Here is a 26,074-nt window from a genome sequence, read left to right on the forward strand (position 1 = left end):
CGTGGATGCGCAAGATGGAGACTGCCTATCTTCCAGGTCACGCGAGCACGGTAAAACAGCTCACTTTGCAGAAAATATTTTTCAGCGGGCCGCCAGTTCGATGCGCACCACCTGATGGCCCCAGAAGCGCGTGACGGTATTGCGCCGCAATTGCAGGCTGGCGCTGACGGCGTCGACGATGGCATCGACGTCGGCCAGCGGGTAGGAGCCGGACACGCGCAAACCGGCGACGGCGGGCGTGCAGTCCAGCGGCTGCTCGCTGTAGCGCGACAGCTCGGCGAGGAAATCGGCCAGGCGCATGTCGCGCGCCACCAGCATGCCATCGAGCCAGGCGCCGCCGTATGGCGCCAGCGCCTGGCGGTGATAACCGTCACTGTCGAAATGGGCGCCTTCGCCGGGGCGCAGCAGCAGGCGCTGGCTGCCGTCACCGGCCAGCACGGCGACGGCCCCTTCGAGCACGCCGGCGCTGGCATAGCCATCGTGCAGGCGCACGGTGAAACGCGTGCCCAGCGCCTGCAGCCTGCCGTGCGGCGTGCCGACGAAGAACGGCCGCTGCGCCGCATCCTTGCCGGTGGCGATGAAGATTTCGCCGGCCAGCAGGTCGATGCGGCGCTGCGCGCCGTCGTAAGCGATATTCACGGCGCTATTGGTATTGAGGGTGAGCCGCGTGCCGTCGGCCAGGGTCACGACGCGGCGCAGGTTGACGGCCGTGCGGTAATCGGCCGTCCAGCTGCGCCACGGGCCACGGCGTTCGAATCCATACAGCGAGGCGCCGCAAGCCAGCAGCAGGGCCAGCGTCTTGACGGCGTGGCGGCGCGGCGCGTTCGCCTGCACGCAGGCGCGCAGCAGGCTCGCGTGCGCCGCGGGCGGCAGGTGCTCGTGCTGTATTTGCAGCTGCTGCCACGCCTGCGTGGCGCTGCCGGCCCGCTGCAGATGGCGTTTTACTGTCGCCAGCGAGATGCCGAGCTGGCGCGCGATGTCTTCCTGCGGCAGTTCGTCGAGCTGGCGCAGTAAAAAAGCCCGTTTGACGGGAGGCGGCAGGCCGTCGAGCATGCGGTCCAGCTCAAACACGGTGGCCAGCAGCAGCGCGCGTTCCTCGGGCGAGGGTGCATGCAGGGGCGGCAGCTGGGCCAGCACGTCGAGGTACGCCTGTTCCAGTTTCTGGCGGCGGTAATGGTTGAACAGCACGCGCTGGGCGACGGTGGCGAGAAAGGCGCGCGGCTCGCGCGCGGCGACGGCGTCTTCGCGGTCGAGCAGGCGCATGAAAGTATCGTGCGCCACATCGGCCGCGCACGCCGTGCTGCCCAGTTTTTTGCGCAGCCAGCCCTGCAGCCAGCCGTGGTGGTCGGCATACAGTGTCGCGATGTCCTGGCGTTGTAGCGGCTTTGCCAGCGGCATCGCATTCCCCTTGCGTTTTTAAACAATAATAAGAATCATTCTCATTGTAGCAAGCGAGGACGGCGGCTGTAAATGACGGGCAGGCGCGCTGTGGTTTTTTGGTTGACGAACGGTAGGTCGGATTAGAGGGGCCGCCGAGGCGCGCAAGCGCGTAATCCGACGCCACCACCGGCGCTAACGATGTTGTCGGATTACGCGGCTACGCCGCTAATCCGACCTACGTTACCAGGCAGCAACGTCAGTAGTTCATGGGCTCGCCACGGAAGCAGCGGATCGCCGAATCGACCATGCCCTCGGCGCTGCCCTGCAGGCTGTGCTGCTTGCGCAGGTATTGCGCGTCGCTCCACTGCTTGGCCACGTCCGACAGGTGTTTCAGGGCCGGCGTGCTGCCCAGCGCCTCGGCGTGCGGTTCCATCTTGCGCAGGGTGGTCATGATGTCTTCGCGCAGCGACATCGTTTCGTAGGTTTTCGGATGCGTGATGGCGCCATCGAGGCCGAAGCGGCAGGCCTGGAAGCGGTTGTAGTTATATACGAGGTAATCGTCTTCCACGGGCGGGGTTTCGCGGCGTTCGAGCAGGTAGCGGCACAGCGCCTGCAGGTAGGCGGCCAGCGCGGCGGCCCGCTCCACCGTCAGCGGCGTGTCGCACACGCGCAGTTCGATGGTGCCGAATTCCGGCTTGGGACGGATATCCCAGTAAAAATCCTTCATGCTCTTGATGATGCCCGTGTTCTCCATCTTGGCGAAATACTCGTTGGAGAACTGATCCCAGCTCAGCGTAAACGGCGCGCGTCCGCTCATGGGGAATGCGAACACGGAGTTCAAACGGGCCGAATCGAACAGGGTGTCGCGGCCCTGCACATAGGGCGAGGAAGCCGACAGGGCGATGAAGTGGGGGATGTAGCGGTTCAGCGAATGCAGCAGGAACATGGCGTCGTCGCCCGAGGCGCAGCCGATGTGCACGTGTTGGCCGAAGATGGTGAACTGCTTGGCCAGGTAGCCGTACAGTTCCGAAATCTCCTGGAAGCGGGGCTTGGAAAAGATCTTTTGCGACGACCATTGCTGGAACGGGTGCGTGCCGCCGCCCGCGATGCCGATATTGAGCTTGTCGCCGGCCGTGATCAAGGTGTCGCGGATTTCCTGCAGCTGCTCCAGCAGGGGGCCGTGATGCGTGTGCACGCTCGAGTTGATCTCGATCATGCTCTCGGTGATTTCCGGCGTGACGTTGCCGGGAAACGGTTTCTTGTTCAGCAGATGCAGCAGGTCTGGGCTGGCGGCCGTCAAGTCATAGTCCGACAGGTTCACCAGTTGCAGTTCGAGTTCGACGCCGAAGGTCAGCGCGGCCGATTGGCCAAAAGGTTCCAGCGGCATTTAGCGCTCCTTGATTTCGTGGGTTTCTTTGGCCAGCATCAGCACGCGCTGCACCAGCACGGGGCCGATCAGTTCCAGGCCCAGGGTGATGGCGGCCAGGGCGTTCAATTCGTCGCCGAAGTTCACGCCGTGCTGGCGCGCGTGCTCGAGCAGCAGGATGATGAAGACGGAGACGGGCGTCAGGGCCACGCCCGTCAGCACGCCCTTGCGCCAGGAAATGCCGCTCACATGCGAAAACGCGGCCACGCCGGCGACCTTCGTCAGCAATCGTCCGCCGACGACGGCCAGGGCCAGTCCTGCGCCGGCCGTCACGCTGGCCCATTCCAGGGTGGAGGCGGCATACACGAACAGCAGCACCGTCAGCAGCTCGCCCATGGCGCCGAAATTGCGCTGCGCCTGGCTGAAGGCGACCCTGCGGTGGCGCGCCACCAGGCCGAAGGTGAGGGTGGCCAGCAGCGGCGACAGGCTGGTGGTGTAGGTCAGGGCGACGAGCAGCATCACCGACAGGGCGAACGCCACGGTGGCGTCCTGCGCCATGTTGCCCAAGCGGCGCAGCATGGCCGGCACGACGATGCCGAAGACGGTGCCGGCGGCCACGGAGGCGGCCAGCACGGCGGCGCTGCTGCTGCTCGCCTCGATCAGGTCGGTGGAACTCTGGAACATCCAGAAGCCGACGATGATGTTGAACGTGAAGACGGCCAGCACGCAGTTCAGGGCGGTGAGGTGGACGATGCGTTCCGTGACCTGGCCCGAGCTGCGTTCCTCGTTGATGACGCGCATGATGGTGGCCGGCGAGGTGGACATGGCCAGTGATGCGAGCAGCAGCGCCGTCATCGAGGTGCTGCCGAATTCGATGCCGATGAAGTAGACGACGGCAAAGGTCAGCAGGGATTCCACCAGGCCCGTGACGGCGATCCACGGATTGTTCTTCAGCCAGCGCAGGTTGATGCGGTAGCCGACCTCGAACAGGATCAGGCCGAAAGCCACGTCGGCCAGCACCAGCATGGGGCCGGCGTCCGTCTGCGGCAGGATGCCTACCTGCGTCTGCGCGAGGACGAAACCGATCACGCCGTAAAAACTGATGCGCGGCAGGCCAGTCCAGCGGTGGCCGAATTCGCCCACCACCCAGGCCAGGGTAATGGCGAACGGCCAGGACAGGTCGGCGGCGATCGAGATCAGACTTTGCATGCTCATTCCTTTGAAATTGGCGCTGGCACCGGCCGGCAGCACGGGGGCTGGCGCGGCAAGGTCTTGGTGCAGCGGTGGTGCATAGTTTGCGCAGAGCGATGCGCCGATTCTACCGGAGCAGAGGGCGCGCACGATGTGCGCAATCGAACAGTGTCGCGACCATGGCGGCCGCGCACGGGATGCAGCAGGGTGGGGCAGGGCTGGTATCGGCGTATGCTACCCGCCCGCGGCGGAGATGCTCCGCACGGTAGTGCCGTGTCGCAGTGTACGGCATGGCGGGCTCATGCCGCCATGGACTTTTTGTTGCGTGCTTTTATTTACTGAGCAGACGCATGCCCCGTTCCAGCCCATCGATCGACAGGGGGAACATGCGGTTGTTCATCAACTGCCGCATCACGCCGATCGACTGGCGGTACTGCCACAATCCTTCCGCTTCGGGGTTGAGCCAGATGAATTTCGGGAACGCCTGGGTAAAGCGCGCCAGCCACGTCGATCCCGCTTCCTCGTTGTTGTATTCCACGCTGCCGCCCGGCTGCAGGATTTCATAGGGGCTCATGGTGGCGTCGCCGACGAAAATCAGCTTGGTATCGGGCGGGTATTTGCGCAGCACGTCCCAGGTGGGAAAACGCTCGGCATTGCGGCGCCGGTTGTTCTTCCACAGATAGTCGTAGACGCAGTTATGGAAGTAAAAGAATTCCATGTTCTTGAATTCCGTCTTCGCCGCCGAAAACAGTTCTTCGGTGCGCTCGATATGGTCGTCCATGCTGCCGCCCACGTCGAGCAGCATCAGCACCTTGATGCGGTTCTTGCGCTCGGGCCGCATCCTGATGTCGAGGTAACCCGCGTTGTTGGCCGTGGCGGCGATGGTGGCGTCGAGCGCCAGTTCGTCTTCCGCGCCTTCGCGCGCGAATTTGCGCAGGCGGCGCAAGGCTACCTTGATGTTGCGCGTGCCCAGTTCGCGCTCGCCGTCGTAATCCTTGTAGCTGCGCGCTTCCCACACCTTCACGGCCGTGCGGTTGCCGCCCTTGCCGCCGATGCGGATGCCTTCCGGATTCGTGCCGCCATTGCCGAACGGCGAGGTGCCGCCCGTGCCGATCCACTTGCTGCCGCCCTCGTGGCGCTCCTTCTGTTCCTTCAGCAGCTCGTTCAGGCGGTCCATCAGCTTGTCGTAGCCGAATTTTTCCAGCTGCGCCTTCTGCTCCTCGGAAAGCTCGCGCTGCATGCGTTTGAGCAGCCAGTCGAGGGGAATCGCCGCGTTCGTGTCGAAAGCCGCGCTGACGCCCTTGAAGTACTGGCCAAAGGCGCGGTCGAACTTGTCGAAATGGGCTTCATCCTTGACCAGCGTCAGGCGCGCCAGATAGTAGAAATCGTCCATCGAGGCGTCGATGACGTTCTTTTGCAGCGCTTCAAGAAGGGTCAGAAATTCCTTGATCGAGACGGGAATCTTCGCATCCTTGAGCGTGAAGAAGAAATCGATCAGCATGGCGCCTGCTCTCCCGCGCGGGGCAGTGCGGCAATGGGGCGCTGCGCCAGCTTGTGGCGCAGGTGGGCGGCAATTTCCGGCCACTCGCCGCGCGTGATGCTGTACATGACGGTGTCGCGCACGGTGCCGTCGCGGCGCAGCGCATGGTGGCGCAGCACGCCATCCTTTTTCGCGCCCAGGCGCTCGATGGCCGCCTGCGAGGCGTGGTTGAAATTGTCGGTGCGCAGGCCCACCAGCGCGCAGCCGAGGTTATCGAAGGCGTGCGCCAGCAGCAGCAATTTGCAGGTGGTGTTGACATGGCTGCGCTGGCAGCGCTTCGCGTACCAGGTATAGCCGATTTCCAGGCGTCCGATGGCCGGCACCACGTCGTGGTAGCTGGTGGTGCCGAGCACCTCGCCGCTGGCCGCGTCGATGACGGCAAAGGCGAAGCGCGTGGGGCGCATCTCGATGCCCTTGAAAATGTACTGGTCCACCTGGTCCGGCTCGGGCACGGAGGTGACGCGCAGATTCCACAGTTCCCCATCCATGGCCGCCGCGCGCAGGCCGGGCGCGTGGTGCGGCGCCAGTGCCTCGAGGCGGATGCCGTGCAGTTCCAGGGGGACGAAGACCATGTCGGGGCTGATATCGTTCACCGGCGCTCCTTAGCGGTTGGTGCGCGACATGAACATCAGGCGCTCGAACAGGTGCACGTCCTGCTCGTTTTTCAGCAGCGCGCCGTGCAGCGGCGGCACGACGGCCTTGTTGTCCTTGCTGCGCAGCGCTTCGGCTGGGATGTCCTCGGCCAGCAGGAGCTTGAGCCAGTCGAGGAATTCCGACGTCGACGGCTTTTTCTTCAGGCCCGGCACGTCGCGCACTTCATAGAAGGTTTGCAGCGCCTGCGCCAGCAATTCCTGTTTCAGGTGCGGGTAGTGGACGGCGACGATCTGCTCCATCGTGTCCTTGTCCGGGAATTTGATGTAGTGGAAGAAGCAGCGGCGCAGGAAGGCATCCGGCAATTCCTTCTCGTTGTTCGAGGTGATGATGACGAGCGGACGGTGGCGCGCCGTGACCATTTCGCGCGTCTCATACACATAGAATTCCATGCGGTCCAGCTCGCGCAGCAAGTCGTTCGGGAATTCGATGTCGGCCTTGTCGATTTCATCGATCAGCAGCACCACCGGTTCGGGCGCCGTGAATGCCTGCCACAGCACGCCCTTGACGATATAGTTCTGGATGTCGCGCACGCGCTCGTCGCCCAGCTGCGAATCGCGCAGGCGCGACACGGCGTCGTATTCGTACAGGCCCTGCTGCGCCTTGGTGGTCGATTTGATATGCCATTGCATCAGCGGCATGTTCAGCGCGGCGGCTACTTCCTCGGCCAGCATGGTCTTGCCCGTGCCCGGTTCGCCCTTGATCAGCAGCGGGCGTTGCAGGGTCAGCGCCGCATTCACGGCCAGTTTCAGGTCGGCGGTGGCGACATAGCTGTCGGAACCTTCGAAGCGTTGGCCTTGCTGGGTGTGCTGTGCTTGCATGAGCGGTCTGCCAAAGTAGGGAAATGGTGAGTATAAACAGAACTGTGGCGCGCTGCCACGCGGACGGCCTGTGCCTGCCTGCCGACAATGCGGGTTTTATAGGTGGACTTGCAAGAATATCTTGGCTAGAATCGGCAAGCAGCAGATTAATTGTCAACCTTAATTGTCAACACATAAAATCAATAAAAACCAGCACTGGCGTTTCTCCGATTACCTTTGTTCACATTGCCACTATGAAAAAAATATTTGCACTTCTCGTGCTTGCCGGCATAGCAAATGCCGTCACAGCGGCTGACATTGTAGGAAACGCCAAGGCAGCCCCTGCCAAGGTGGAAATGTGTATCGGCTGCCACGGCATCCCCGGTTACAAGGCAACCTTCCCCGAAGTGTTCCAGGTGCCGATGATCGGCGGCCAGCCGGCAAAATATATCGAGAATGCGCTGCAAGCCTACAAGAAGGGCGACCGCAAGCACCCCAGCATGAAGGGCATCGCCAGCAGCCTGTCGGACCAGGATATCGCCGATGTCGCCGCGTACTATGCGCAACAAGCCAAGCCGAACTGAGGATCAGCCAGATGATGAAAACACTACTCGCCGCCCTCGTTTGCGCCACCGTTTCGTTTTCCGTCAGCGCCGCCGGCAATGTCAACACGGGCAAGGCCCTGGCCGAAAAATACAGCTGCGCCACCTGCCACGGCAAGGATTACGGTTCGCCCATCGACCCGTCCTACCCGAAGCTGGCTGGTCAGCACAGGGATTACCTGGAACACGCGTTGACGGCGTATAAACGGGGCGACAAGGCCAACGGCCGCAACAACGCCATCATGACGGGCCAGGTGAAACCGTTGAGCAACCAGGACATCAAGGACCTGGCCGCCTACCTGCACAGCTTGCCGAGCAGCCTGGTCACTCATCGCTGAGCGGTAACGCCGGCTCAGGCTTTCAGCCCCACCCGGCGAGCAAGTTTATGCAGATTGCTGGCGTCGAGTCCCAACTGCCGCGCCGCAGCGGCCCAGTTATCCTGATGCAGCACCAGCGCTTGCCGGATGGCCTGGCGCTGGCTCGCTTCGACGATCTGATGCATCGATAGCAGCGGCGCCGCCGGCGTGCCGCACGCGGCTGGCGCCAGCGGCAGCGCGTCCGTGCCGGCCGGCGCTTCCAGCGCATCGAGGTCGAGCATATCCGTTTCCAGCGTTACTATCTCTTTGCGGTCCGCGCCGCGGATCACGGCTTTCAGCGCGGCCCGGCTGATCACATGTTCCAGTTCGCGCACGTTGCCGGGCCAGCGGTAGTGGCACAGAGCGTTTTCCGCCGCGGCCGACAGGCGCAGGCTGCGCAAGCCCAGGCGCGCGCGGTTCAGTTCCAGGAAGCCGCCCGCCAGCAGCAGCACGTCGTTGCCCCGCTCGCGCAGCGGCGGAATCGGCACGGGATAGACGGATAAACGGTGGTACAGATCGGCGCGGAACGAGCCGTCGCGCACATGTTCGCGCAGGCTGCGGTTGGTGGCGGCGATCACGCGCACGTTGACCCGGCGCGGCCGGTCCGCGCCCAGGCGCTGGATTTCGCCATTTTGCAAGGTGCGCAGCAGCTTGGCCTGTATCGACAGCGGCAATTCCCCCACTTCATCGAGAAACAGGGTGCCCCCTTCGGCCGCCTCGAAACGGCCGGGCCGGTCGCTGACGGCGCCGGAAAACGCACCGCGCACATGGCCGAACAACTCGCTCTCGGCCAGCGATTCCGGCAAGGCTGCGCAATTGACGTGGATCAGCGGTTTGCCCGCGCGGCGCGACAGGCGGTGCAGGCGGTGCGCGCACAATTCCTTGCCCACGCCCGTCTCGCCCAGCAGCAGCACGGGCAGTTCGGAATCGGCGACCACCTGCAATTCGTGCAGCAAGTGCGTGATGGCGCTGCTCTGGCCGACGAAATCGTGTTCCTCGCGCGGCGCCTGGGCATCGGCCAGCATGGCGCCGCCCGACAGGCGCAGGGCGCGGATTTCCGTCTCCAGGCGCGTCACGCGCACGGCCGCCTCGATGGCGCAGGCCAGCTCGCCCAGGTCGCGCTGCGCCTGCGTATCGAAGGTGCCCACCCGCAGCGCGTCGAGCGTGATCACGCCCCAGCGTTCGCCTTCCAGGTCCAGCGCCATGCCCATGCAGTCGTGCACGGGCAGCGGTTCGCCGGCCCGCTCGGCGATCAGGCCATCGTAGGGATCGGGCAGGGAGCTGTCGTGATGGAAGCACAGCACGCCGCGCCGCTGCAGGATGGCGGCCAGGCGCGGATGGTCGGCGACGGCGAAGCGGCGTCCCAGCGCGTCGCTGGCCAGGCCGGCCATCGCCACGGGGCGCAGGTGCTCGCCGTCGAGCTTGAGCAAGGCCACGGCCTCGCAGCCGAAGTGCGCGCGCAGGCTGCCCACGAGGCGCTGCAGGCGCACGGCCACGGGCAGGTCGGCGACCAGGTCGGTGAGCAGCAGCAGGTGGATGGCGGTGGTGGTCATAAGTACCATGCAGGGTACAACGGACCACGCTTGAAAAGGGTCATATCGACCCTGCATTTTTCAAATCGTTGATTTAAAACAAGTTTTTCCTGGCACACCGTTTGCCTAGGTAAGGGTGCCGAACCGGCATACAAGACCAAGGAAAGCCTGATGAAAACGACTCCCTCCCTCCGCGCCATTGCCGCCGCCGTCTGCGTGCTGGCCATGCCCCTGTCCGTGCAAGCCCAGGCGAGCCTGCCGGCCAGCGCCGCCGCCACTGCGGCCGCTGTCAGCCAACCCTCTGCTGCCGCCGCGCTCAAGCGCTATGAACTGCAAACCAATATCGTCGACGGCAAGATGGTGTTCATCGATGCCAAGGGCCAGGTCAACCCCGTGCTGACGGCCAAGGTGGGCGACACGGTCGAACTGGTGCTGAAAAGCGGCGAAGGCGCCGAGCACGACCTGCTGATCCCGGAACTGAACGTGGCATCAAACAAGTTCAGCGCCAATAGCGGCAGCACCACCGTGCGCTTCAAGGTCACGCGCGCCGGCACGTTCACCTATTACTGCTCGATTCCCGGCCACCGCCAGATCGGCATGGAAGGCAAGCTGGAAGTCGCCGGCACCTCGCTGGCCGAAGCCGGCGCGCCGAAGGCCGCTGGCGCCGGCAGCGCAGCGGGCGAATCGAGCCAGGCCGCCGCGCTGGCCCTGTACACGCCCGCGCCGTCGCCGATGCGCGGCCCCGATCCATCGGCCGTCAGCGTGGCCGCCAATCCGGCGCAGGTGCCTTCCGCCATCGGCGCGCGCGCGCCACAAACCCTGAAATACCGCATGGAGACGGTGGAACTGCCGGGCAAGCTCGATGACGGCACCAGCTTTACCTACTGGACCTTCAACCGGCAAGTACCGGGCCCGATGCTGCGCGCGAAGGTGGGCGATACGGTGGAACTGACCCTGTTCAACGCCAAGGACAGCAAGATGATCCACTCGATCGACCTGCACGCGGTGACGGGCGGCCATGGCGGCGGACAGCACACGCAGGTGGCGCCGGGGCAGGAAAAGACGGTGACTTTCAAGGCGCTCAATCCGGGCCTGTTCGTCTACCACTGCGCCACGCCGCTCGTGCCGCAGCATATCGCGGCCGGCATGTACGGCATGATCCTCGTCGAACCGGAAGGCGGCCTGTCGAAGGTCGACCGCGAGTACTACGTGATGCAGGGCGAGATGTACACGGGCCGTCCGCACGGCGCACCCGTGCACCAGGAACCGAACCTGGAAAAAATGGCCAATGAGCTGCCCGACTACTACGTCTTCAACGGCGAAGTGGGCGCCCTGAGCAAGACGCACAAACTGCAGGCGAAAGTCGGCGAGACCGTGCGCATCTATTTCGGTGTCGGCGGCCCGAACAAGATTTCGTCGTTCCACATCATCGGCGAGATCTTCGACAAGGTGTACAGCGAAGGCTCGATCAGCAGCCCGAAAAACGACGTGCAAACCACGCTGGTGGCGCCGGGCGGCGCGACCATCGTCGAACTGAAGGTACAGCATCCTGGCAGCTATCTGCTGGTCGACCATGCGCTGTCGCGCGCCGGCAAGGGCGCCGTGGGCGTGCTGGAAGTGACGGGCGAAGCCGTGCCCGGCGTCTACCACGCGGGCGCCGTCCAATAAAACAACCCCCCATTCATCATCAAGGAACTGCTATGGAAATGATCGACCTATCCCTGGGCCAGCTGGCCCGCCGCATCCCCGGCGCCACGCGCCTGTTCGATGCGCACCGCCTCGATTTCTGCTGCGGCGGCAACAAGACCCTGCGCGCGGCGGCCGAAGCGGCCGGCGTGGACGCGGCGCCCATCGTCAAGGAACTGCAAGTGCTGGCCGGACGGATTGACGCCAGCGGCGAGCGTGACTGGCAGGACGCCCCGGCCGCCGAGCTGGTGGAACACATCCTGGCGCGCTACCACGCCGTGCATCGCGAGCAGCTGCCCGAGCTGATACGCCTGGCGCGCAAGGTCGAGCAGGTGCATGGCGACCGCGCCGACTGTCCGCACGGGCTGGCGGAACACCTGTCGGCCATGGCGCAGGAACTGGAAAGCCATATGCGCAAGGAGGAAGACGTGCTGTTCCCCATGATCGTGCGCGGCCAGGGCCCCCGGGCCGGCGCGCCCATCAACGTGATGCGCATGGAGCATGACGACCATGGCGTGGCCTTGCGCGCCATGGAGGCGATGACGAACGATATCACCGCACCAGGTGGCGCCTGCACCACCTGGCGCGCGCTGTACACGGGCCTGCGCACCTTCCGCGAAGACCTGATGGCGCACATCCATACTGAAAACAATATCCTGTTCGAGCGCTTTGCGCCGGCCGTGGTGCACTGACAAAGGAAAGACCCATGGGTCCCTACAAAAAACTCTGGTTCACCCTGATCGGTGTGCTGATCGTGACGTTTTCGCTGCTCGGCTACTACGGCACGGAAGTGTATCGCCAGGCGCCGCCGATTCCCGCGCAAGTGCTGGCGCAGGATGGCCGGCAACTGTTCGACCGCGAGGGCATCCTCGACGGCCAGACGGCCTGGCAATCCGTCGGCGGCATGCAGCTGGGCTCCATCTGGGGCCACGGCGCCTACCAGGCGCCCGACTGGACGGCCGACTGGCTGCACCGCGAACTGACGGCCTGGCTGGAACTGGCCGCGCAAGAGCAGCATGGCAAGGCGTACGCGGCGCTCGACGGCCCCGCGCAGGCGGCGCTGCGCGAAGCGCTCAAGCTGGAATACCGCGGCAACCGGGTCGATGAAGAACAAGTACTGCATCTGTCGGCGCGCCGCGTGCAAGCGATCGCCAGCACGGCGCACTATTACGACCAGCTGTTCTCGGACGCGCCTGCGCTGCACGCCAGCCGCGAGCATTTCGCCATGAAGGAAAACACCTTGCCCAGCGCCGCGCGGCGCGCGCAGATGACGCAGTTCTTCTTCTGGACGGCGTGGGCTGCCGCCACCGAACGTCCGGGCCAGAAAGTGACCTATACGAACAACTGGCCGCACGAACCGCTGATCGGCAACCAGCCCAGTGGCGAAAACCTCGTCTGGTCGGTCGCCAGCGTGGTGGTGCTGCTGGCCGGCGTGGGCTTCCTCGTCTGGGGCTGGGCCTTCTTGCGCGACCACGACGAAGCGCTGCCGGCCGCCGGTCCGCGCGACCCGCTCACCACTTTCGCGCTGACGCCTTCGCAGCGGGGACTGGGCAAGTACCTGTTCCTGGTGGTGGCGCTGTTCATCTTCCAGGTCTTCATCGGCGGCTTTACGGCGCACTACACGGTGGAAGGACAGCAGTTCTACGGCATCGACGTGTCGCGCTGGTTCCCGTATGCGCTCACGCGCACCTGGCATATCCAGGCCGCGCTGTTCTGGATCGCCACGGGCTTCCTGGCCGCCGGCCTGTTCCTCGCCCCGCTGATCAATGGCGGCAAGGACCCCAAGTGGCAGCGCCTCGGTGTCGACGTGCTGTTCTGGGCCCTCGTCGCGGTCGTCGTCGGCTCGTTCATCGGCAATTACCTGGCCATCGCGCAAGTGATGCCGCCCGAGTGGAATTTCTGGCTCGGCCATCAGGGTTATGAATATGTGGACCTGGGACGCCTGTGGCAAATCGGCAAATTTGTCGGCATTCTGCTGTGGCTCGTGCTGATGCTGCGCGGCGTCGTGCCCGCCCTGCGCCAGCCGGGCGGCGACAGGAACCTGCTGGCGCTCTTGACCGCGTCCGTGGGCGCCATCGGCCTGTTCTACGGCGCCGGCCTGTTCTACGGCGAGCGCACGCATTTATCGGTGATGGAGTACTGGCGCTGGTGGGTGGTGCACCTGTGGGTGGAAGGTTTCTTTGAAGTCTTCGCCACCACGGCGCTGGCCTTCATCTTCTCGACCCTGGGCCTGGTGTCGGTGCGCATGGCCACGACGGCCAGCCTGGCGTCGGCCTCGCTGTTCATGCTGGGCGGCATACCCGGCACCTTCCACCACCTGTACTTTGCCGGCACCACCACGCCCGTGATGGCCATCGGCGCGAGCTTCAGTGCGCTGGAAGTGGTGCCGCTGATCGTGCTGGGCCACGAAGCGTGGGAAAACTGGCGCCTGAAGGAACGCGCGCCGTGGATGGAGCAGTTGCGCTGGCCCCTGATGTGCTTTGTCGCCGTCGCCTTCTGGAACATGCTGGGCGCCGGTGTGCTGGGCTTCATGATCAACCCGCCTGTGGCCTTGTACTATATCCAGGGTCTCAACACGACTCCCGTGCATGCGCATGCGGCGCTGTTCGGCGTGTACGGCTTCCTGGCGCTGGGCTTTACCTTGCTGGTGCTGCGTTATCTGCGGCCCGACTACCGCTTCAGCCCTGCGTTGATGAAGACGGCATTCTGGGGCTTGAACGGGGGCCTGGCGCTGATGATCTTTACCAGCTTGCTGCCGATTGGCATCATCCAGTTCCACGCCAGCGTGACGGAAGGCCTGTGGTATGCGCGCAGCGAAGGCTTCATGCAGCAGCCTTTGTTGCAGAACCTGCGCTGGATACGCACCTTCGGCGACGTGGTCTTCATCGTCGGCGCGGTGGCCATGGCGTTGCAGGTGGTGCTGGGGTTGATGGGCAAGGCGAAGGCACCCGCGCTGCCACAGGCGGTACGGCCAGCCTGATCGGTTGCTGCGCCGCCGAGTGTTGTTGATCGATCTCCCGAAGCCGTGCTAGCCACGGCTTTTTTCATATAGGGCCAGGAAGACGAGGCCGGCGACCAGCGGGATATTTTTCGTCAGCGGCCCGAAAGGGTGTATCAGGAATTCCGGCAGGAAGACGGCGATCACCAGTGTATAGCCGGCCACCAGCGCGCACTGCGTCCACCATAGCAACGGCCTGGCATGGAACAGCGAGGCGATGCCCATGGCTAGGTCGGCCAGGCAGGAGGCGGCAAACACGTGTTCCGTATGCAGCGTGATGCCGCTGCGGCGCAGCCATGCGAGCGATTCGGCATGCGGATACAGATACCAGGACACAAACGCCGTCCATAGCCAGATAAAGGCCATGCCGAGGCGCATGGCCCAGTACAGCCCTTGCAGCTTGGCTGGCGTCATGGCGCGGGCTTGGCAACCATCAGCCAGTAGACCAGCATGAGCGCGGCAAATGCGGGCACGCCAAGCCAGAACCAGCAGCGCGCATAGAACCAGTACAGGCGCGGCAGCGGTGTGCCCGTGTCATCAGCCAGGCGGGCCAGGCTGCGCATGCGGATCTGCAGCCATACCACGGGTAACCAGCAGGCGCCGGCCACCGCATACAGCAGCATCGAGGCGAGGACCCAGCCGGACAGGATCGGATAGCCGGCCAGGTGCGCCAGGGCCAGTCCGGACAGCGGCTGGACAATGACGGCCGGCGTGGTGAACAGCCAGTCGGCCAGCACGGTCTTTTCGGCCGACAGGCGGATCGCACGCACCTCGCCACCCCGGTCGTTGATCCACTTGAAGAAAGCGATGCCGATGCCAGTGCCAAACAGGATGGTGGCGCTGAGGATGTGCAGCCATTTGACGAACAGGTACCAGCTCATGCCGGTACCTCGGTCACGTCATGGCCTTGCAGCGCGGCCAGGTAATTTTCCACCGTGAGCAGGCCGACGCAGGGCATCGCGCCGTGCGGTAGCGGCGCGCCACCGCTGCTGGCGCCGGCCAACCGGTTCGCCAGCGCGATCGACGCGCCGCACGGGATATGCGGGCCGTGGTTTTGCGCCGCCAGCAATTGCCAGGTCAGCGTCAGCGGCAGGCCATCGAGTCCCGTGCCTTGCAGCGTTACGAACATCGCGCCTTTGTCGCTGACCAGCGGTTCCACCCATTGGCTGATGGCGTGCAATGGCCTGGCCAGCGGCAGCAGGCTGCGCAACAGGCCCAGGCGCACCAGTTGCGCGGCGGCCCAGACGAACAGATGGCCGGGCGCACCGGCAAAACCGGCGTGAAAAGTGACGGTGTCGAGGCCCGGATAGCGTTGCGGGAACAGCGCCAGGTCGGGCACGTCGCAGCTGCCCAGCAAGCGCCGTCCCACGGGCGCGGCAAAGCGGTGGCGCTTCAGGTCGAGCCAGCCGTGCGTGGTCTGCTGGCTGCCGGCAACCAGGCGCTGGAACGGTTTGCCACAGTACGAGAAGATGCCGGCCATAGTGGCGATGCCCGGCGCGCGGGCGCCGGAGGCGATGCCGTGGCGGATCGATGTGAGCTGGCGAAAGCGCGGCAGGTAGCGGTCTACCACGGCCGAGGACAGCGCTGGCAGCGAGCTGGCGCCGCTGGTGACGAACACGCCGCGCTGGCGCGCCAGGTCGTCGAGGCTGGCGATGCCGGCGACAAAATCGCGGCCGTCGGCCAGGTCGATATAGTTGGCGCCGGCATCGATCGCCGCATCGGCGACGCGGTAATCCTGGCCCTGGAACGGGCCGGCGGTATGGATCAGCGTATCGACGCCCAGTTCGGCCAGGCGCCGCGCCAGATCAGGTGCATCAGCATCGAGCGCCAGTGCTTGCCGCGGCGGCAAGCCCAATTGCGCCGCCAGTACCCTGGCCCTGGCGGCGTCGCGCCCGGCCACCAGCAGATGGATATCCTGGTTGCCGGCTAGCGCCTGGCAAATGCGCGTGCCGAAAAAACCGTAACCGCCGAGTACGAGAATGGTGTGATGGGCCAAGATATCCTTCAGTGGCTGAGTTTCTTGGCAACATGATACTACCTGATCAGCGGCGCCGCACGCAGTCGATATACGCGTCCGTATCGGGCGGCAAGCCCGAGCGCTGCGAGGCCCAGATCATCTGGCCCAGACATTCCATCACTTCGTGCTGGGCCGCATGGGCCGAATCGAGGCGCTGGGTCAGCTGCTGGACGGCCGGGCGAATGCCGCGCGGCTGGTCCACCTGTACCTGCTCCGTGATCGACAGATGCATGGACAGGTGCAGGAAAGGATTGGCCTGGCCCCCTTCGACGGAGTAATCGCGCGCCAGCGCCGCTTCGACGTCGGAGAGCTCGTTTTCATACTCGGGATGTTCGAGGATCCAGTCGAGCGCGATGGCTTCCATCGGCGTGAGGATTTCGTGGGCGCGGTGCTTGCGCAAGGTGTCGCAAAAGAAGCGGCGCACGTCGTCGGAAGAGGGGTTGAACATGGCGGAAGGACTATGGCTAAGGGGCAGCCGGCATTGTACCGCGTACATCAATTCAAGGCATCGGGGATGCCCTTTTTGCCGTCCGGCGTCCGCTTTCGTGACCCGATAGTCACCGCAATTTAATACCCTGCAGTAAGTATTATCCACTACCGCCACGGCCCGGCGGCGCCAAATAACGGTGATAAAATCGCCGCTCTTGATATTTGCTCTGGACACGACGGCGATTTTGTTGCTATTCCGTGCTTCCATTGCCCGCACCTTTGCCACCAGATCTTGCTCCTGGCTTATTCCGGAGCGCGGCAGCATGCCTATCACCATCGACCTTGACCTGTCCGGCCGCCCTGGCGTTCCGGCTGGCCAACTGTTTTCATTTCATACAGCGATGGTGCCGCCACGGTGGCGCGCAAGAATCATCCTTCAGTATTCATAAACGGAGTTACGTATGCGTAAATCGCTATTACTTTTGATGTCGTGCCTGATCCTGGCGGCATGTGACAAGACCCCTCCGGCCTCGTCCGAAAAACCGGTCGACGTGCTGCTGATCGGCGCCGGCACCATGAGCGCCACCCTGGGCAGCATGCTCAAGGAACTCGATCCCTCGCTGACGATGGAAATGGTCGAGCGCCTCGATTCCGTGGCCGCCGAAAGCTCGGACGCGATGAACAACGCAGGCACGGGCCACTCGGCATTTGCCGAACTGAACTACACGCCCGAAGCGGCCGACGGCAGCATCGAGACCAAGAAAGCCGTTGCCATCAACGAGCAATTCGAAATTTCCAAGCAATTCTGGGCTTATCAGGTGGCCAACAAGCACCTGGGTGCGCCGCAAACCTTCATCAACAACGTGCCGCACATGGCTTTTGTCTGGGGTGACGACAATATTGCCTTTTTGAAGAAGCGCTATGCCGCGCTGCAAAAGGAAAACCTGTTCAAGGGCATGCTGTACTCGGAAGACCAGGCGCAGATCGAACAATGGGCACCGCTCGTCATGCAAGGGCGCGACAAGGGCCAGAAAGTGGCGGCGACGCGCATGGAGATCGGTACCGACGTCAATTTCGGCAACCTCACGCGCGGTCTCGTGAAATACCTGACGGACAGCCACGGCATGGTGCTGCACCTGCGCCACCAGGTGGAAGACATCCGGCGCGGCGCCGACGGCGTGTGGAACGTGACGGTGAAAGACCTGGCTGCCGGCAAGGAAAAAACCATGCGCGCCAAGTTCGTCTTCATCGGCGCCGGCGGCGGTTCTCTGCCGCTGCTGGAAAAATCGGGTATTCCTGAAGCCAAGGGCTACGGCGGCGTGCCGGTGGGCGGCCAATGGCTCGTGACCACCAATCCGGAACTGGTGGCGGCGCATGCGGCCAAGGTGTACGGCAAGGCGTCCGTCGGTTCGCCGCCGATGTCCGTGCCGCATCTGGACACGCGCATCATTGATGGCAAGAAAGCCCTGCTGTTTGGACCGTTTGCCACCTTCTCGACCAAGTTCCTGAAAAACGGCTCGTGGATCGACTTGCCTGCCTCGATCGGCACGGGCAATGTGAAACCGATGCTGCAAGCCGGCTACGACAATATTCCGCTGACGAAGTATCTGGTGGAACAGGTCATGAATACGCCGGAAGACCGCCTGAAGACCCTGCGCGAATACTTGCCGAACGCCAAGATGGAAGACTGGACCCTGCAAAACGCCGGCCAGCGCGTGCAGATCGTCAAGGATGACCCTGTCAAAGGCGGCTTGCTGCAGTTTGGCACGGAAGTCGTCGGCGCCGCCGATGGCAGCATCGTCGCCTTGCTGGGTGCTTCGCCAGGCGCCTCGACCGCGCCGCCGATCATGATCAAGGTGCTGCAAACGGCCTTCAAGAGCCGTCTGGCCACGCCGGAATGGCAAGCGAAGATGGTGGAAATGGTGCCGTCGTACGGTCAAAAGCTGAACAACGACCCGGCCCTGGCCAACAAGATCCGCCATTACAGCAGCAATATCCTGGGCTTGAAGGCGATCACGCTCGACGTTCCCGCTGCTGCGCCAGCGCCGGCGGCAAACTAAGTCAGCCTGACCGGCAGGGAAGTTTCCTGCCGGCATGAAAAAAGGGGCAGCCTGTTCAGGCTGCCCCTTTTGCGTGGGAGCGTGCGTTCATTGCGGCGGACTACTCCTTGCCCGGCAAGATCAGCTCCGGCGTACACCCTTCGGCGGCGATGCCGTCGCAAGGCTTGGCCAGTGCCGCGCCGTCCTGTGCCCGTGGCGCATGGGGCTGGCGCAGGTAGCGCGACGTGTGGCGATGCGCTTGCTGTGCGTTGCCATGCACGGGCCAGGTCAGGAAGCGGGACAGCTCCTGCAAGGCGCGCTGGTACACATCGCGTTTAAATTCAATGACGACATCGAGCGGGACCCAGTATTCATGCCAGCGCCAGGCGTCGAACTCGGGATGGTCGGTCAGGCGCAGATTGACGTCGTTATCGCGCGCGCACATTCTCAGCAGAAACCAAATCTGCTTCTGGCCACGGTAATGGCCGCGAATCTCGCGCTTGATGAAGTGGTCTGGCACTTCATAGCGCAGCCAGTCGCGGGTGCGGCCGACAATTTTGACGTGTTCCTGTCTGAGTCCGATTTCCTCTTCAAGTTCGCGAAACATGGCTTGTTCCGGTGTTTCGCCATATTTGATACCGCCTTGCGGAAACTGCCATGAGTGCTCGCGCACCCGCTTGCCCCACCACACCTCGTTCTGGGCGTTTAGCAGGATGATGCCGACGTTGGGCCGAAACCCTTCACGGTCGAGCATAATGCACCTCAAACTTTCTGCGACAGTGCGTCCTTTTTTACATAATTACCCACAACTTCGCAAGCCGGTGACCTTTTCGGGGTGCGAAAAGCGCCGGAATCGCACCAATTGAGCGCATTTGTGTAAAGTATGGACGCATCAGCCAGCTAATCCTTTAAAATTAGGTTGATTATAACCCTCTCTTTTTAAAAAGAATTCACCGTTATGCGCGCCTCCCGTTTTTTTATTTCCACACTTAAAGATGCACCTTCTGACGCGGAAATCGTCAGCCACCAATTGATGATGCGTGCAGGCATGATCAAACGCCTCGGTTCCGGCATCTATACCTACATGCCGATGGGCTTGCGCGTGATCCGCAAGGTGGAAGCCATCATCCGTGACGAGATGAACAAAGCCGCCGGTATCGAACTGCTGATGCCGCTCGTGCAGCCGGCCGAACTGTGGCAGGAGACGGGCCGCTGGACCAAGATGGGCGACGAACTGATGCGCGTGAAAGACCGCCACGGCCGCGAATACGCGATCCAGCCCACGTCGGAAGAAGTCATCACCGACGTCGTGCGCACGGAAATCAAGTCCTACCGCCAGTTGCCGCTGAACTTTTATCACATCCAGACCAAGTTCCGCGACGAGCGCCGCCCACGTTTCGGCCTGATGCGCGGCCGCGAATTCACGATGAAGGACGCGTATTCGTTCGACCGCGACTTGGCCGGCATGCAGGCGTCGTACAAGGTCATGTTTGACGCCTACACTCGCATCTTCACGCGTTTCGACCTGAAATTCCGCGCCGTGGCGGCCGACAACGGCGCCATCGGCGGTTCCGGTTCGCATGAATTCCACGTCATCGCCCACACGGGTGAAGACGCGCTTGTGTATTGCCCGACGTCCGACTACGCCGCCAACATGGAAGCGGCCGAAGCGCTGCCGCCAGCGGGCGAGCGCCCGGCCGCCGCCCAGGCGCTGACCAAAACGGCCACGCCGGACACCGTCAAGTGCGAAACCGTGGCCGCCTTGCTGGGCATCGAGCTGTCGCGCACCGTGAAAACCATCGCCCTGACGGTGGAAACGGCGGGCAAGGATGAAAAAATCACGAAACAGCATTTCATGCTGCTGCTGCGCGGCGATCATGAATTGAACGAGATCAAGGTGGGCAAGGTTGCCGGCCTGGCCGGTCACCGTTTCTCGACGGAAGCGGAAATCCTGGAAGTCTACGGCACCATCCCCGGCTACCTGGGCCCGATCGGCACGAAGGCACCGGTCACCGTGGTGGCGGACCGCACGGTCGCCCACATGAGCGACTTCGTCTGCGGCGCGAATGAGGCCGGTTTTCACTACACGGGCGCCAACTGGGGCCGTGACGTGGCCGAGCCTGCCATCGTGGCCGACTTGCGCAATGTCGTCGCCGGCGACGCGTCGCCGGACGGCCAGGGCGCACTGGCCATCGAGCGCGGCATCGAAGTGGGCCACGTGTTCCAGCTGGGTACGGCGTATTCGGAAAGCATGAAAGCCACCTTCCTCGACGAGAACGGCAAGCCTGCGCCGCTGCAGATGGGTTGCTACGGCATCGGCGTGACGCGCATCCTGGGCGCCGCCATCGAACAGAACTTCGATGACAAGGGCATCATCTGGCCAGCGTCGATCGCGCCGTTCGAGGTCGTGCTGTGTCCGATGGGCATGGATCGCAGCGAACTGGTCAAGGAAGAGACGGAGAAGCTGTACGCGGCCCTGCAAGGCGCTGGCGTGGACGTCATCGTCGACGACCGCGGCTTGCGCCCTGGCGCCATGTTTGCTGACTGGGAACTGATTGGCGTGCCGCACCGCATCGTCATCGGCGAGCGCGGCCTGAAAGAAGGCAAGCTGGAATACCAGGGCCGCCGCGATGCGGAAGCGACCGGCGTGGCGCCGGACGAGATCGTCGCCTTCATCCAGGGCCAAATGGCGCAGTGAAGCGCCTATCGGTAAGTAAAACGGCTGGCGCGCTCGCGCTGGCCGCCGGCCTGGCCTGCGTCTCTCCGGCGCAGGCCGGTAACCAGAAGGAGGAGGCGCTGGCCGACTCCGTCCGCCTGGCCCTGTCGCATGCGATCCGCGACGAACGCCCGCCGCAGCCCAAATTTGTCACGCCCGCCGACCTGCAGCGCTACCAGCAATGGCTGGCGCAGATGTCGTCACGTCTGCAGCGCAAGCTGCCGGACGCGCAGTTGCGCACGGAATTCCTGGAAACCGTCTGGTACGAGTCGCGCCGCGCGGGCCTGGAACCGGCGCTGGTGCTGGGTCTGATCCAGGTGGAGTCGGCCTACCGCAAATATGCCGTCTCGCTGGCTGGCGCGCGTGGCTACATGCAGGTGATGCCGTTCTGGACGGGCGTCATCGGTGATAGCGACCGCAGCAAGCTGTTCCACATGCAGACGAATCTGCGCTACGGCTGCGCGATCCTGCGCATGTACCTGGATATGGAAAAGGGCGATTTGTACCTGGCGCTGGGCCGGTATAACGGCAGTCGGGGCCGGGCCGAGTATCCGAATGCGGTAAGGGCGGCTTGGAAGCAGTGGGAAGTCAAATAAAGGCTGGGGTCAGACCCCCGGCAGCGTTGGCGCAGAGCTCTGTATTAACGGTGTTGGGGGGGTGACCCCGGGTGAATGGGGCGGACGTAGGTCGGATTAGGTCTGAAAGACCGTCATCCGACAACATGGTTGCCCCCCCCCGCAGCAAAAAAATGCCCCGCTCGCAGTAAAGCGGCGGGGCACTCACACGGCGTAGACGCCCTGTGCGTATCTGATTTATTTCAAATGATCGGAGATCAGTTTCGTCATTTCAAACATGGAGACTTGGGCTTTGCCGCCGAAAACAGCTTTCAGCTTGTCGTCCGCATTGATCATGCGGCGGTTGGCCGGATCTTGCAGATCGAGTTTTTTGATGTAATCCCATACCTTTTTGGTCACTTCCGTGCGCGGCAGTGGTGCTGCGCCAACAACGGCGGCCAGATCTTTCGATGGCGTCATTGCTTTCATGAATGCTGCGTTTGGCTTGCGTGGTGTTGCCGGTGCTGCCGCTTTCTTCGCCGCTGCTGGTTTAGCTGCTGCCTTGGCTGCGGGTGCTGCTTTCTTGGCGGCTGCAGGCTTGGCTGCTGCTGCTTTGGCTGGCGCTGCTACTGGGGTTTTTTTGGCTGTTGCCATCTTCGAGCCTCCTTAACAAACACATGGGAAATTGCGCAATTAATCGCACGGCTAATATTGGTGTGGATTTACCTTGTATGCAAGTGTTTTTCACGTTTTCACGAGGAAAAAGCAGGGAAATGGCAATGCTGTCGCCCGGGCGCACCGCTTGGGAGCGCAGAACGGGGTTTTTACCCGTAAATGGCATGGTTGCTGGCTATGCGGGGAGGGGCGCTGCGGAGGGCGGGAAGCGTGATGCCGGACACATGAAAATGCAATCCGGCATTATTTGGAACGGTGTTTTTTCGGGTTTTAAAGCGATGATCTGCGGCATCTCGAAGGCCTTCAAAATCACAGCGAGCGGGGATGATTTGTGGCCGAGAAGCGCAACCGTACTGAAGTACGGTGAGCATCGCCGGCCGCAAAGCGCCCCGCGCAGCGGATTTTGACGCCTTACCTCATCCCGGGCATCATGCCCTTCATGGAACGCATCATCTTCATCATGCCGCCGCCCGACAATTTCTTCATCATCGTCTGCATCTGCTCGAATTGCGTCAGCATGCGGTTCACTTCCTGCACCTGCACGCCGGCGCCGGCGGCGATGCGGCGCTTGCGCGTGGCCTTGATCAGTTCAGGCTTGGCGCGTTCCTGCGGCGTCATCGAGTCGATGATGCCGCACATGCGGCGCACCTGCTTGTCTGCCTGATCCATGTTCTTGCCGCCCGCCGCCTGCTGGAACTGGGCCGGCAGCTTGTCCATCAGGTTGGCCATGCCGCCCATTTTCTTCATCTGGCCCAGCTGCGCCTTGAAGTCGTTCATGTCGAACTTGCCGCCGACCTTGATCTTTTGCGCCAGATCGGCTGCCGCCTTGCTATCGACGCCCTTGCGCGCCTCTTCGACCAGCGCGAGGATGTCGCCCATGCCGAGGATGCGGTTGGCCATGCGGGTCGGATCGAACGCTTCCAGGCCGTCGAGTTTTTCCGAGACACCGGCAAACTTGATCGGTTTGCCCGTGATGTGGCGCACGGACAGGGCCGCACCGCCGCGCGCGTCGCCGTCGAGCTTGGTCAGCACGATACCGGTCAGCGGCAGCGCATCATTGAAGGCCTTGGCCGTGTTGATGGCGTCCTGGCCCAGCATGGCGTCGACAACGAACAGGGTTTCGATCGGTTTCACGGCGCCATGGACGGCGGCGATTTCGCGCATCATCTCTTCGTCGATACCGAGACGGCCCGCCGTATCGATGATCAGCACGTCGTGGTAGTGCTTTTTCGCCCAGTCCAGCGCGGCCAGGGCGATATCGACCGGCTTGTCCGTGCTGGTGGACGGGAAGAAGTCGGCGCCGACCTGGGCGGTGACCGATTGCAGTTGGGCGATCGCGGCGGGACGGTACACGTCGGCCGAGACGGTCAGCACTTTCTTCTTCTTTTCTTCCTTCAGGTACTTCGCCAGCTTGCCGACGGTGGTGGTTTTACCCACACCTTGCAGACCGGCCATCAGGATGATGGCGGGCGGCTGCTGCGCAAAGCTGATCTGCGACGCTTCCGGTCCCAGGTCGGCGCCCATCAGGGCGGCCAGCTCGCGCTGCACCACGCCAACGAGGGCCTGGCCTGGCGTCAGCGAGGAAATGACATCCTCGCCCATGGCTTTTTCTTTGACTTTGGCGATGAATTCGCGCACGGCGGGCAGGGCGACGTCGGCTTCGAGCAGCGCCAGGCGCACTTCGCGCAGCATGTCGGCGGTGTTCGCTTCGGTCAGGCGCGCCTCGCCGCGCATGGTCTTGACGACTTTGGCAAGCCGTTGGGTGAGATTATCTAGCATGATGAACCTGCAATGAAAAGCTTGGGAGTGGGCGGCGCAAGCCGGACGATGGCCGTCATTTTACCTTATCGCGGGTGGCTGGCGGTCCCGCGCGGCAGCGCCTGGCGGTTGGCCGGCTTTTGAATGAGTTGGTATTTCTGCCAATGCCGCGATTGCATGAAAGTCAAAAACACGGTTAAAATGAGAATAATTCTTATTTACATTCGTGGGCGCGTCGCGCCAGACCGGAAAGGAATGCCATGTCGGCCGCCGATTTTGCACAGCAACAAGACCTGCACGCGCTCTACAGCAGCCATCACGGCTGGCTGCAGGGCTGGCTGCGGCATAAGCTGGGCAATGCGGGCGACGCGGCGGATCTGGCGCAAGATACCTTCATCAGCGTGCTGACGGCCGCTTCCGCGCCGCAGATCCGCGAAGCGCGGCCGTTTCTCGCCACTATCGCGCGCCGCCTGGTGGCGCACCGCTACCGCCGCCAAGTGCTGGAAGACGCTTACCTGGAGGCGCTCGCCTGCCTGCCGCCCGAGGTGGTGCCCGCGCCGGAAGCGCGGCTGCTGGCGCTGGAAGCCTTGCAGGAAATCGACCAGGCCCTCGACGGCTTGCCGGGTCCCGTGCGCACGGCGTTCTTGCTGGCGCAGCTCGAAGGCCTCAGCTATGCCGAGATCGCCGCGCGCCTGAACGTATCGGCCAGCTCGGTCAAGCAATACCTGACGCGCGCCAACCGCCAGGTGTTTTTCTCGCTGCCGGCATGAGCAAGTTGGCAGAGCCGGCGGCACCGCCAGCCATCCGCGAGGAGGTGCAGCAGCAGGCGGCCGAGTGGCTGACCGTGCTGATGTCGAGCGAGGCCAGCGAAGCGCAGCAGGCCGCCTGGCAGCGCTGGCGCGCCGCCGACCCGGAACATGAACGGGCCTGGCGGCATATCGAAGCGGTATCGCGGCGCTTCAACGGCTTGCACCGCGGCGCGGCCGCGCAGGCGCTGGCCGGCACGCAGCGCAAAGCCGTCAACGGCAAGCGGCGCCAGGTGCTGGCGTGGCTGGGCGTGGCGGCCGGCGGCGGCATGCTGGCCGCGCAGACGGGCGCCTGGGACGGCGTGCGCACCCTGCGTGCCGACTACCGCACGGCCACGGGCGAGCGGCGCGAGGTGGTGCTGGACGATGGCAGCGTGCTCAGCCTGAATACGGGATCGGCCGTCAACGTGCGTTTCGACGCCAGCCGCCGCCTGATCGAACTGCTGGCCGGCGAGATCCTCGTCGTTAGCGGCCACGGCGCCGGCAGCGCCGCGCCTTTGGTGGTGGCCACGCGCGAAGGCCTGGTGCGCGCGCTGGGCACGCGCTTTGCCGTACGCCAGCAGGATGACTACAGCACGGTGGACGTGTTGGAAAGCGCCGTTGAAATCCGTCCCCGCGACAGTGCCGGCGCGCCAATGCTGCTGGCGGCCGGGCGCGGCGTGGCATTTTCCCGCCAGACGCTGGACGCGCCGCACGCCATCGCTGCGTATGCGCATGCCTGGTCGCGCGGGCAGCTGATCGTCGACGACGTGACCCTGGGCGATTTCCTGGCCGACCTGGCCCGCTACCGCCCCGGCGTGATCGACTGCGCGCCGGCAGTGGCCCAGCTGCGCCTGTCGGGCGTGTTCCCGCTGGCCGACACGCAGCGCATTTTGAACATGCTGCCCAACTCGCTGCCGGTGCAGGTCCGCAGCCGCACGCGCTATTGGGTCAGTGTCGAGCCGGCGTCATAGCACGCTGCGCAGAAATATTTAGCCA

The 26,074-nt window shown here is 63.6% G+C and carries 25 protein-coding genes and 1 pseudogene; 11 read left to right on the plus strand and 15 right to left on the minus strand.

Translation table 11 applies throughout. The features are described from left to right. Positions 1 to 81: 81 nt before the first annotated feature. The 7 genes and pseudogenes from IGS60_RS01930 to IGS60_RS01960 all read right to left on the minus strand — a co-directional run bounded on the left by IGS60_RS01930 (position 82) and on the right by IGS60_RS01960 (position 6,949). Positions 82 to 834 carry a FecR domain-containing protein gene (locus IGS60_RS01930; protein WP_230502673.1) on the minus strand — a complete coding sequence of 251 codons (753 nt, stop codon included), beginning with the start codon at positions 832 to 834 and terminating at the stop codon, positions 82 to 84. Positions 835 to 915: 81 nt separating this feature from the next. After that, a pseudogene (locus IGS60_RS01935) lies at positions 916 to 1,398 on the minus strand (sigma-70 family RNA polymerase sigma factor); the annotation flags it as partial. A 238-nt stretch (positions 1,399 to 1,636) separates the two neighbouring features. Further along, complete coding sequence (locus IGS60_RS01940; RefSeq protein WP_034780287.1) at positions 1,637 to 2,767, minus strand: YbdK family carboxylate-amine ligase; 1,131 nt, start codon at positions 2,765 to 2,767, stop codon at positions 1,637 to 1,639. After that, positions 2,768 to 3,955 (minus strand): cation:proton antiporter, encoded by a 1,188-nt coding sequence (locus IGS60_RS01945; RefSeq protein WP_070218615.1) that lies wholly within the window; start codon positions 3,953 to 3,955, stop codon positions 2,768 to 2,770. Between the two features lie 313 nt (positions 3,956 to 4,268). Continuing rightward, on the minus strand, positions 4,269 to 5,438 hold the full coding sequence (locus tag IGS60_RS01950; protein ID WP_070288614.1) for a VWA domain-containing protein: 1,170 nt from the start codon (positions 5,436 to 5,438) through the stop codon (positions 4,269 to 4,271). Further along, positions 5,432 to 6,049, minus strand: a complete 618-nt coding sequence (locus IGS60_RS01955) for a GNAT family N-acetyltransferase (protein WP_230502675.1) — start codon at positions 6,047 to 6,049, stop codon at positions 5,432 to 5,434. The genes IGS60_RS01950 and IGS60_RS01955 overlap by 7 nt, the downstream gene beginning before the upstream one ends. A 30-nt stretch (positions 6,050 to 6,079) precedes the next feature. Next, positions 6,080 to 6,949, minus strand: coding sequence for a MoxR family ATPase (locus tag IGS60_RS01960; protein WP_034746522.1), 870 nt, complete (start codon positions 6,947 to 6,949; stop codon positions 6,080 to 6,082). A gap of 233 nt (positions 6,950 to 7,182) precedes the next feature. On the opposite strand from IGS60_RS01960, the gene IGS60_RS01965 reads away from it, so the two are divergent. Beyond that, positions 7,183 to 7,512, plus strand: a complete 330-nt coding sequence (locus IGS60_RS01965; RefSeq protein WP_046684254.1) for a cytochrome c — start codon at positions 7,183 to 7,185, stop codon at positions 7,510 to 7,512. A 14-nt stretch (positions 7,513 to 7,526) separates the two neighbouring features. Further along, complete coding sequence (locus tag IGS60_RS01970) at positions 7,527 to 7,868, plus strand: cytochrome c (protein WP_230502677.1); 342 nt, start codon at positions 7,527 to 7,529, stop codon at positions 7,866 to 7,868. A 14-nt stretch (positions 7,869 to 7,882) separates the two neighbouring features. On the opposite strand, the gene norR is transcribed toward IGS60_RS01970, so the two are convergent. Further along, positions 7,883 to 9,439, minus strand: a complete 1,557-nt coding sequence (gene norR / locus IGS60_RS01975; RefSeq protein WP_121670464.1) for a nitric oxide reductase transcriptional regulator NorR — start codon at positions 9,437 to 9,439, stop codon at positions 7,883 to 7,885. Positions 9,440 to 9,589: 150 nt separating this feature from the next. Between norR and nirK the strand changes: the two genes are divergently transcribed. The 3 genes from nirK to IGS60_RS01990 are packed head-to-tail and all read left to right on the plus strand — an operon-like array spanning position 9,590 to position 14,084. Further along, entirely contained in the window at positions 9,590 to 11,086 is a 1,497-nt protein-coding gene (nirK, locus tag IGS60_RS01980) for a copper-containing nitrite reductase (RefSeq protein ID WP_230502073.1), read from the plus strand. A 32-nt stretch (positions 11,087 to 11,118) separates the two neighbouring features. Further along, positions 11,119 to 11,796: an iron-sulfur cluster repair protein YtfE gene (ytfE, locus tag IGS60_RS01985; RefSeq protein ID WP_070288611.1), complete on the plus strand. Its 678-nt coding sequence runs from the start codon at positions 11,119 to 11,121 to the stop codon at positions 11,794 to 11,796. A 14-nt stretch (positions 11,797 to 11,810) separates the two neighbouring features. Then, positions 11,811 to 14,084 (plus strand): nitric-oxide reductase large subunit, encoded by a 2,274-nt coding sequence (locus IGS60_RS01990; RefSeq protein ID WP_230502075.1) that lies wholly within the window; start codon positions 11,811 to 11,813, stop codon positions 14,082 to 14,084. A gap of 48 nt (positions 14,085 to 14,132) precedes the next feature. On the opposite strand, the gene IGS60_RS01995 is transcribed toward IGS60_RS01990, so the two are convergent. The 4 genes from IGS60_RS01995 to IGS60_RS02010 are packed head-to-tail and all read right to left on the minus strand — an operon-like array spanning position 14,133 to position 16,567. Next, positions 14,133 to 14,516, minus strand: a complete 384-nt coding sequence (locus IGS60_RS01995) for a DoxX-like family protein (protein ID WP_052140001.1) — start codon at positions 14,514 to 14,516, stop codon at positions 14,133 to 14,135. Then, positions 14,513 to 14,983: a DUF2269 domain-containing protein gene (locus IGS60_RS02000; RefSeq protein ID WP_099410756.1), complete on the minus strand. Its 471-nt coding sequence runs from the start codon at positions 14,981 to 14,983 to the stop codon at positions 14,513 to 14,515. Before IGS60_RS02000 ends, IGS60_RS01995 begins: the two co-directional genes overlap by 4 nt. Then, the gene (locus tag IGS60_RS02005; protein ID WP_230502078.1) at positions 14,980 to 16,098 is read right to left on the minus strand and encodes a saccharopine dehydrogenase family protein; all 1,119 of its coding nucleotides are present in this window, start codon (positions 16,096 to 16,098) and stop codon (positions 14,980 to 14,982) included. The genes IGS60_RS02000 and IGS60_RS02005 overlap by 4 nt, the downstream gene beginning before the upstream one ends. Before the next feature lie 46 nt (positions 16,099 to 16,144). After that, positions 16,145 to 16,567 carry a DUF1841 family protein gene (locus IGS60_RS02010; RefSeq protein WP_070218599.1) on the minus strand — a complete coding sequence of 141 codons (423 nt, stop codon included), beginning with the start codon at positions 16,565 to 16,567 and terminating at the stop codon, positions 16,145 to 16,147. 442 nt (positions 16,568 to 17,009) lie between these two features. On the opposite strand from IGS60_RS02010, the gene mqo reads away from it, so the two are divergent. After that, a complete protein-coding gene (gene mqo, locus IGS60_RS02015; RefSeq protein ID WP_230502080.1) occupies positions 17,010 to 18,608 on the plus strand; it encodes a malate dehydrogenase (quinone) in 1,599 nt (532 codons plus the stop codon). A 100-nt stretch (positions 18,609 to 18,708) separates the two neighbouring features. Here mqo and IGS60_RS02020 read toward each other — a convergent pair whose 3' ends face one another. Continuing rightward, on the minus strand, positions 18,709 to 19,341 hold the full coding sequence (locus IGS60_RS02020) for an RNA pyrophosphohydrolase (RefSeq protein WP_070218597.1): 633 nt from the start codon (positions 19,339 to 19,341) through the stop codon (positions 18,709 to 18,711). A gap of 204 nt (positions 19,342 to 19,545) precedes the next feature. Between IGS60_RS02020 and IGS60_RS02025 the strand changes: the two genes are divergently transcribed. Continuing rightward, positions 19,546 to 21,285, plus strand: a complete 1,740-nt coding sequence (locus tag IGS60_RS02025) for a proline--tRNA ligase (RefSeq protein ID WP_230502082.1) — start codon at positions 19,546 to 19,548, stop codon at positions 21,283 to 21,285. After that, on the plus strand, positions 21,282 to 21,899 hold the full coding sequence (locus tag IGS60_RS02030; RefSeq protein ID WP_230502083.1) for a lytic transglycosylase domain-containing protein: 618 nt from the start codon (positions 21,282 to 21,284) through the stop codon (positions 21,897 to 21,899). Before IGS60_RS02025 ends, IGS60_RS02030 begins: the two co-directional genes overlap by 4 nt. Positions 21,900 to 22,115: 216 nt before the next feature. Here IGS60_RS02030 and IGS60_RS02035 read toward each other — a convergent pair whose 3' ends face one another. Further along, positions 22,116 to 22,511 (minus strand): SWIB/MDM2 domain-containing protein, encoded by a 396-nt coding sequence (locus IGS60_RS02035; RefSeq protein WP_071650146.1) that lies wholly within the window; start codon positions 22,509 to 22,511, stop codon positions 22,116 to 22,118. A 77-nt stretch (positions 22,512 to 22,588) separates the two neighbouring features. Between IGS60_RS02035 and IGS60_RS02040 the strand changes: the two genes are divergently transcribed. Beyond that, entirely contained in the window at positions 22,589 to 22,939 is a 351-nt protein-coding gene (locus tag IGS60_RS02040; protein ID WP_230502085.1) for a hypothetical protein, read from the plus strand. A gap of 4 nt (positions 22,940 to 22,943) precedes the next feature. Here the strand turns inward: IGS60_RS02040 and ffh are convergent, their stop codons facing one another. Continuing rightward, positions 22,944 to 24,311, minus strand: a complete 1,368-nt coding sequence (gene ffh, locus IGS60_RS02045) for a signal recognition particle protein (RefSeq protein ID WP_034746567.1) — start codon at positions 24,309 to 24,311, stop codon at positions 22,944 to 22,946. Positions 24,312 to 24,550: 239 nt separating this feature from the next. Between ffh and IGS60_RS02050 the strand changes: the two genes are divergently transcribed. Both IGS60_RS02050 and IGS60_RS02055 read left to right on the plus strand, forming a co-directional pair. After that, positions 24,551 to 25,060, plus strand: a complete 510-nt coding sequence (locus IGS60_RS02050) for a sigma-70 family RNA polymerase sigma factor (RefSeq protein ID WP_070310119.1) — start codon at positions 24,551 to 24,553, stop codon at positions 25,058 to 25,060. Continuing rightward, the gene (locus tag IGS60_RS02055; protein WP_230502088.1) at positions 25,057 to 26,049 is read left to right on the plus strand and encodes a FecR domain-containing protein; all 993 of its coding nucleotides are present in this window, start codon (positions 25,057 to 25,059) and stop codon (positions 26,047 to 26,049) included. Before IGS60_RS02050 ends, IGS60_RS02055 begins: the two co-directional genes overlap by 4 nt. Positions 26,050 to 26,074: the final 25 nt, after the last annotated feature.

It is taken from the genome of Janthinobacterium sp. FW305-128 (genome assembly GCF_020858135.1).
In the GTDB taxonomy this organism is placed as follows: Bacteria; Pseudomonadota; Gammaproteobacteria; order Burkholderiales; family Burkholderiaceae_D; genus Janthinobacterium.

Excerpts from the sequence above, each read along its gene's own strand:
- IGS60_RS02000 (WP_099410756.1), bottom strand. The coding sequence starts at position 14,983 with ATGAGCTGGTACCTGTTCGTCAAATGGCTGCACATCCTCAGCGCCACC.
- IGS60_RS01955 (WP_230502675.1), bottom strand. The coding sequence starts at position 6,049 with ATGGTCTTCGTCCCCCTGGAACTGCACGGCATCCGCCTCGAGGCACTG.
- IGS60_RS02025 (WP_230502082.1), top strand. The coding sequence starts at position 19,546 with ATGCGCGCCTCCCGTTTTTTTATTTCCACACTTAAAGATGCACCTTCT.
- IGS60_RS01950 (WP_070288614.1), bottom strand. The coding sequence starts at position 5,438 with ATGCTGATCGATTTCTTCTTCACGCTCAAGGATGCGAAGATTCCCGTC.
- IGS60_RS02055 (WP_230502088.1), top strand. The coding sequence starts at position 25,057 with ATGAGCAAGTTGGCAGAGCCGGCGGCACCGCCAGCCATCCGCGAGGAG.
- IGS60_RS02040 (WP_230502085.1), top strand. The coding sequence starts at position 22,589 with ATGCAAGTGTTTTTCACGTTTTCACGAGGAAAAAGCAGGGAAATGGCA.
- IGS60_RS01945 (WP_070218615.1), bottom strand. The coding sequence starts at position 3,955 with ATGCAAAGTCTGATCTCGATCGCCGCCGACCTGTCCTGGCCGTTCGCC.
- IGS60_RS02035 (WP_071650146.1), bottom strand. The coding sequence starts at position 22,511 with ATGGCAACAGCCAAAAAAACCCCAGTAGCAGCGCCAGCCAAAGCAGCA.
- IGS60_RS01965 (WP_046684254.1), top strand. The coding sequence starts at position 7,183 with ATGAAAAAAATATTTGCACTTCTCGTGCTTGCCGGCATAGCAAATGCC.
- ytfE (WP_070288611.1), top strand. The coding sequence starts at position 11,119 with ATGGAAATGATCGACCTATCCCTGGGCCAGCTGGCCCGCCGCATCCCC.
- IGS60_RS01995 (WP_052140001.1), bottom strand. The coding sequence starts at position 14,516 with ATGACGCCAGCCAAGCTGCAAGGGCTGTACTGGGCCATGCGCCTCGGC.
- IGS60_RS02020 (WP_070218597.1), bottom strand. The coding sequence starts at position 19,341 with ATGCTCGACCGTGAAGGGTTTCGGCCCAACGTCGGCATCATCCTGCTA.
- IGS60_RS01970 (WP_230502677.1), top strand. The coding sequence starts at position 7,527 with ATGAAAACACTACTCGCCGCCCTCGTTTGCGCCACCGTTTCGTTTTCC.
- IGS60_RS02010 (WP_070218599.1), bottom strand. The coding sequence starts at position 16,567 with ATGTTCAACCCCTCTTCCGACGACGTGCGCCGCTTCTTTTGCGACACC.
- nirK (WP_230502073.1), top strand. The coding sequence starts at position 9,590 with ATGAAAACGACTCCCTCCCTCCGCGCCATTGCCGCCGCCGTCTGCGTG.
- IGS60_RS02050 (WP_070310119.1), top strand. The coding sequence starts at position 24,551 with ATGTCGGCCGCCGATTTTGCACAGCAACAAGACCTGCACGCGCTCTAC.
- IGS60_RS01960 (WP_034746522.1), bottom strand. The coding sequence starts at position 6,949 with ATGCAAGCACAGCACACCCAGCAAGGCCAACGCTTCGAAGGTTCCGAC.
- IGS60_RS01990 (WP_230502075.1), top strand. The coding sequence starts at position 11,811 with ATGGGTCCCTACAAAAAACTCTGGTTCACCCTGATCGGTGTGCTGATC.
- mqo (WP_230502080.1), top strand. The coding sequence starts at position 17,010 with ATGCGTAAATCGCTATTACTTTTGATGTCGTGCCTGATCCTGGCGGCA.
- IGS60_RS01940 (WP_034780287.1), bottom strand. The coding sequence starts at position 2,767 with ATGCCGCTGGAACCTTTTGGCCAATCGGCCGCGCTGACCTTCGGCGTC.
- norR (WP_121670464.1), bottom strand. The coding sequence starts at position 9,439 with ATGACCACCACCGCCATCCACCTGCTGCTGCTCACCGACCTGGTCGCC.
- ffh (WP_034746567.1), bottom strand. The coding sequence starts at position 24,311 with ATGCTAGATAATCTCACCCAACGGCTTGCCAAAGTCGTCAAGACCATG.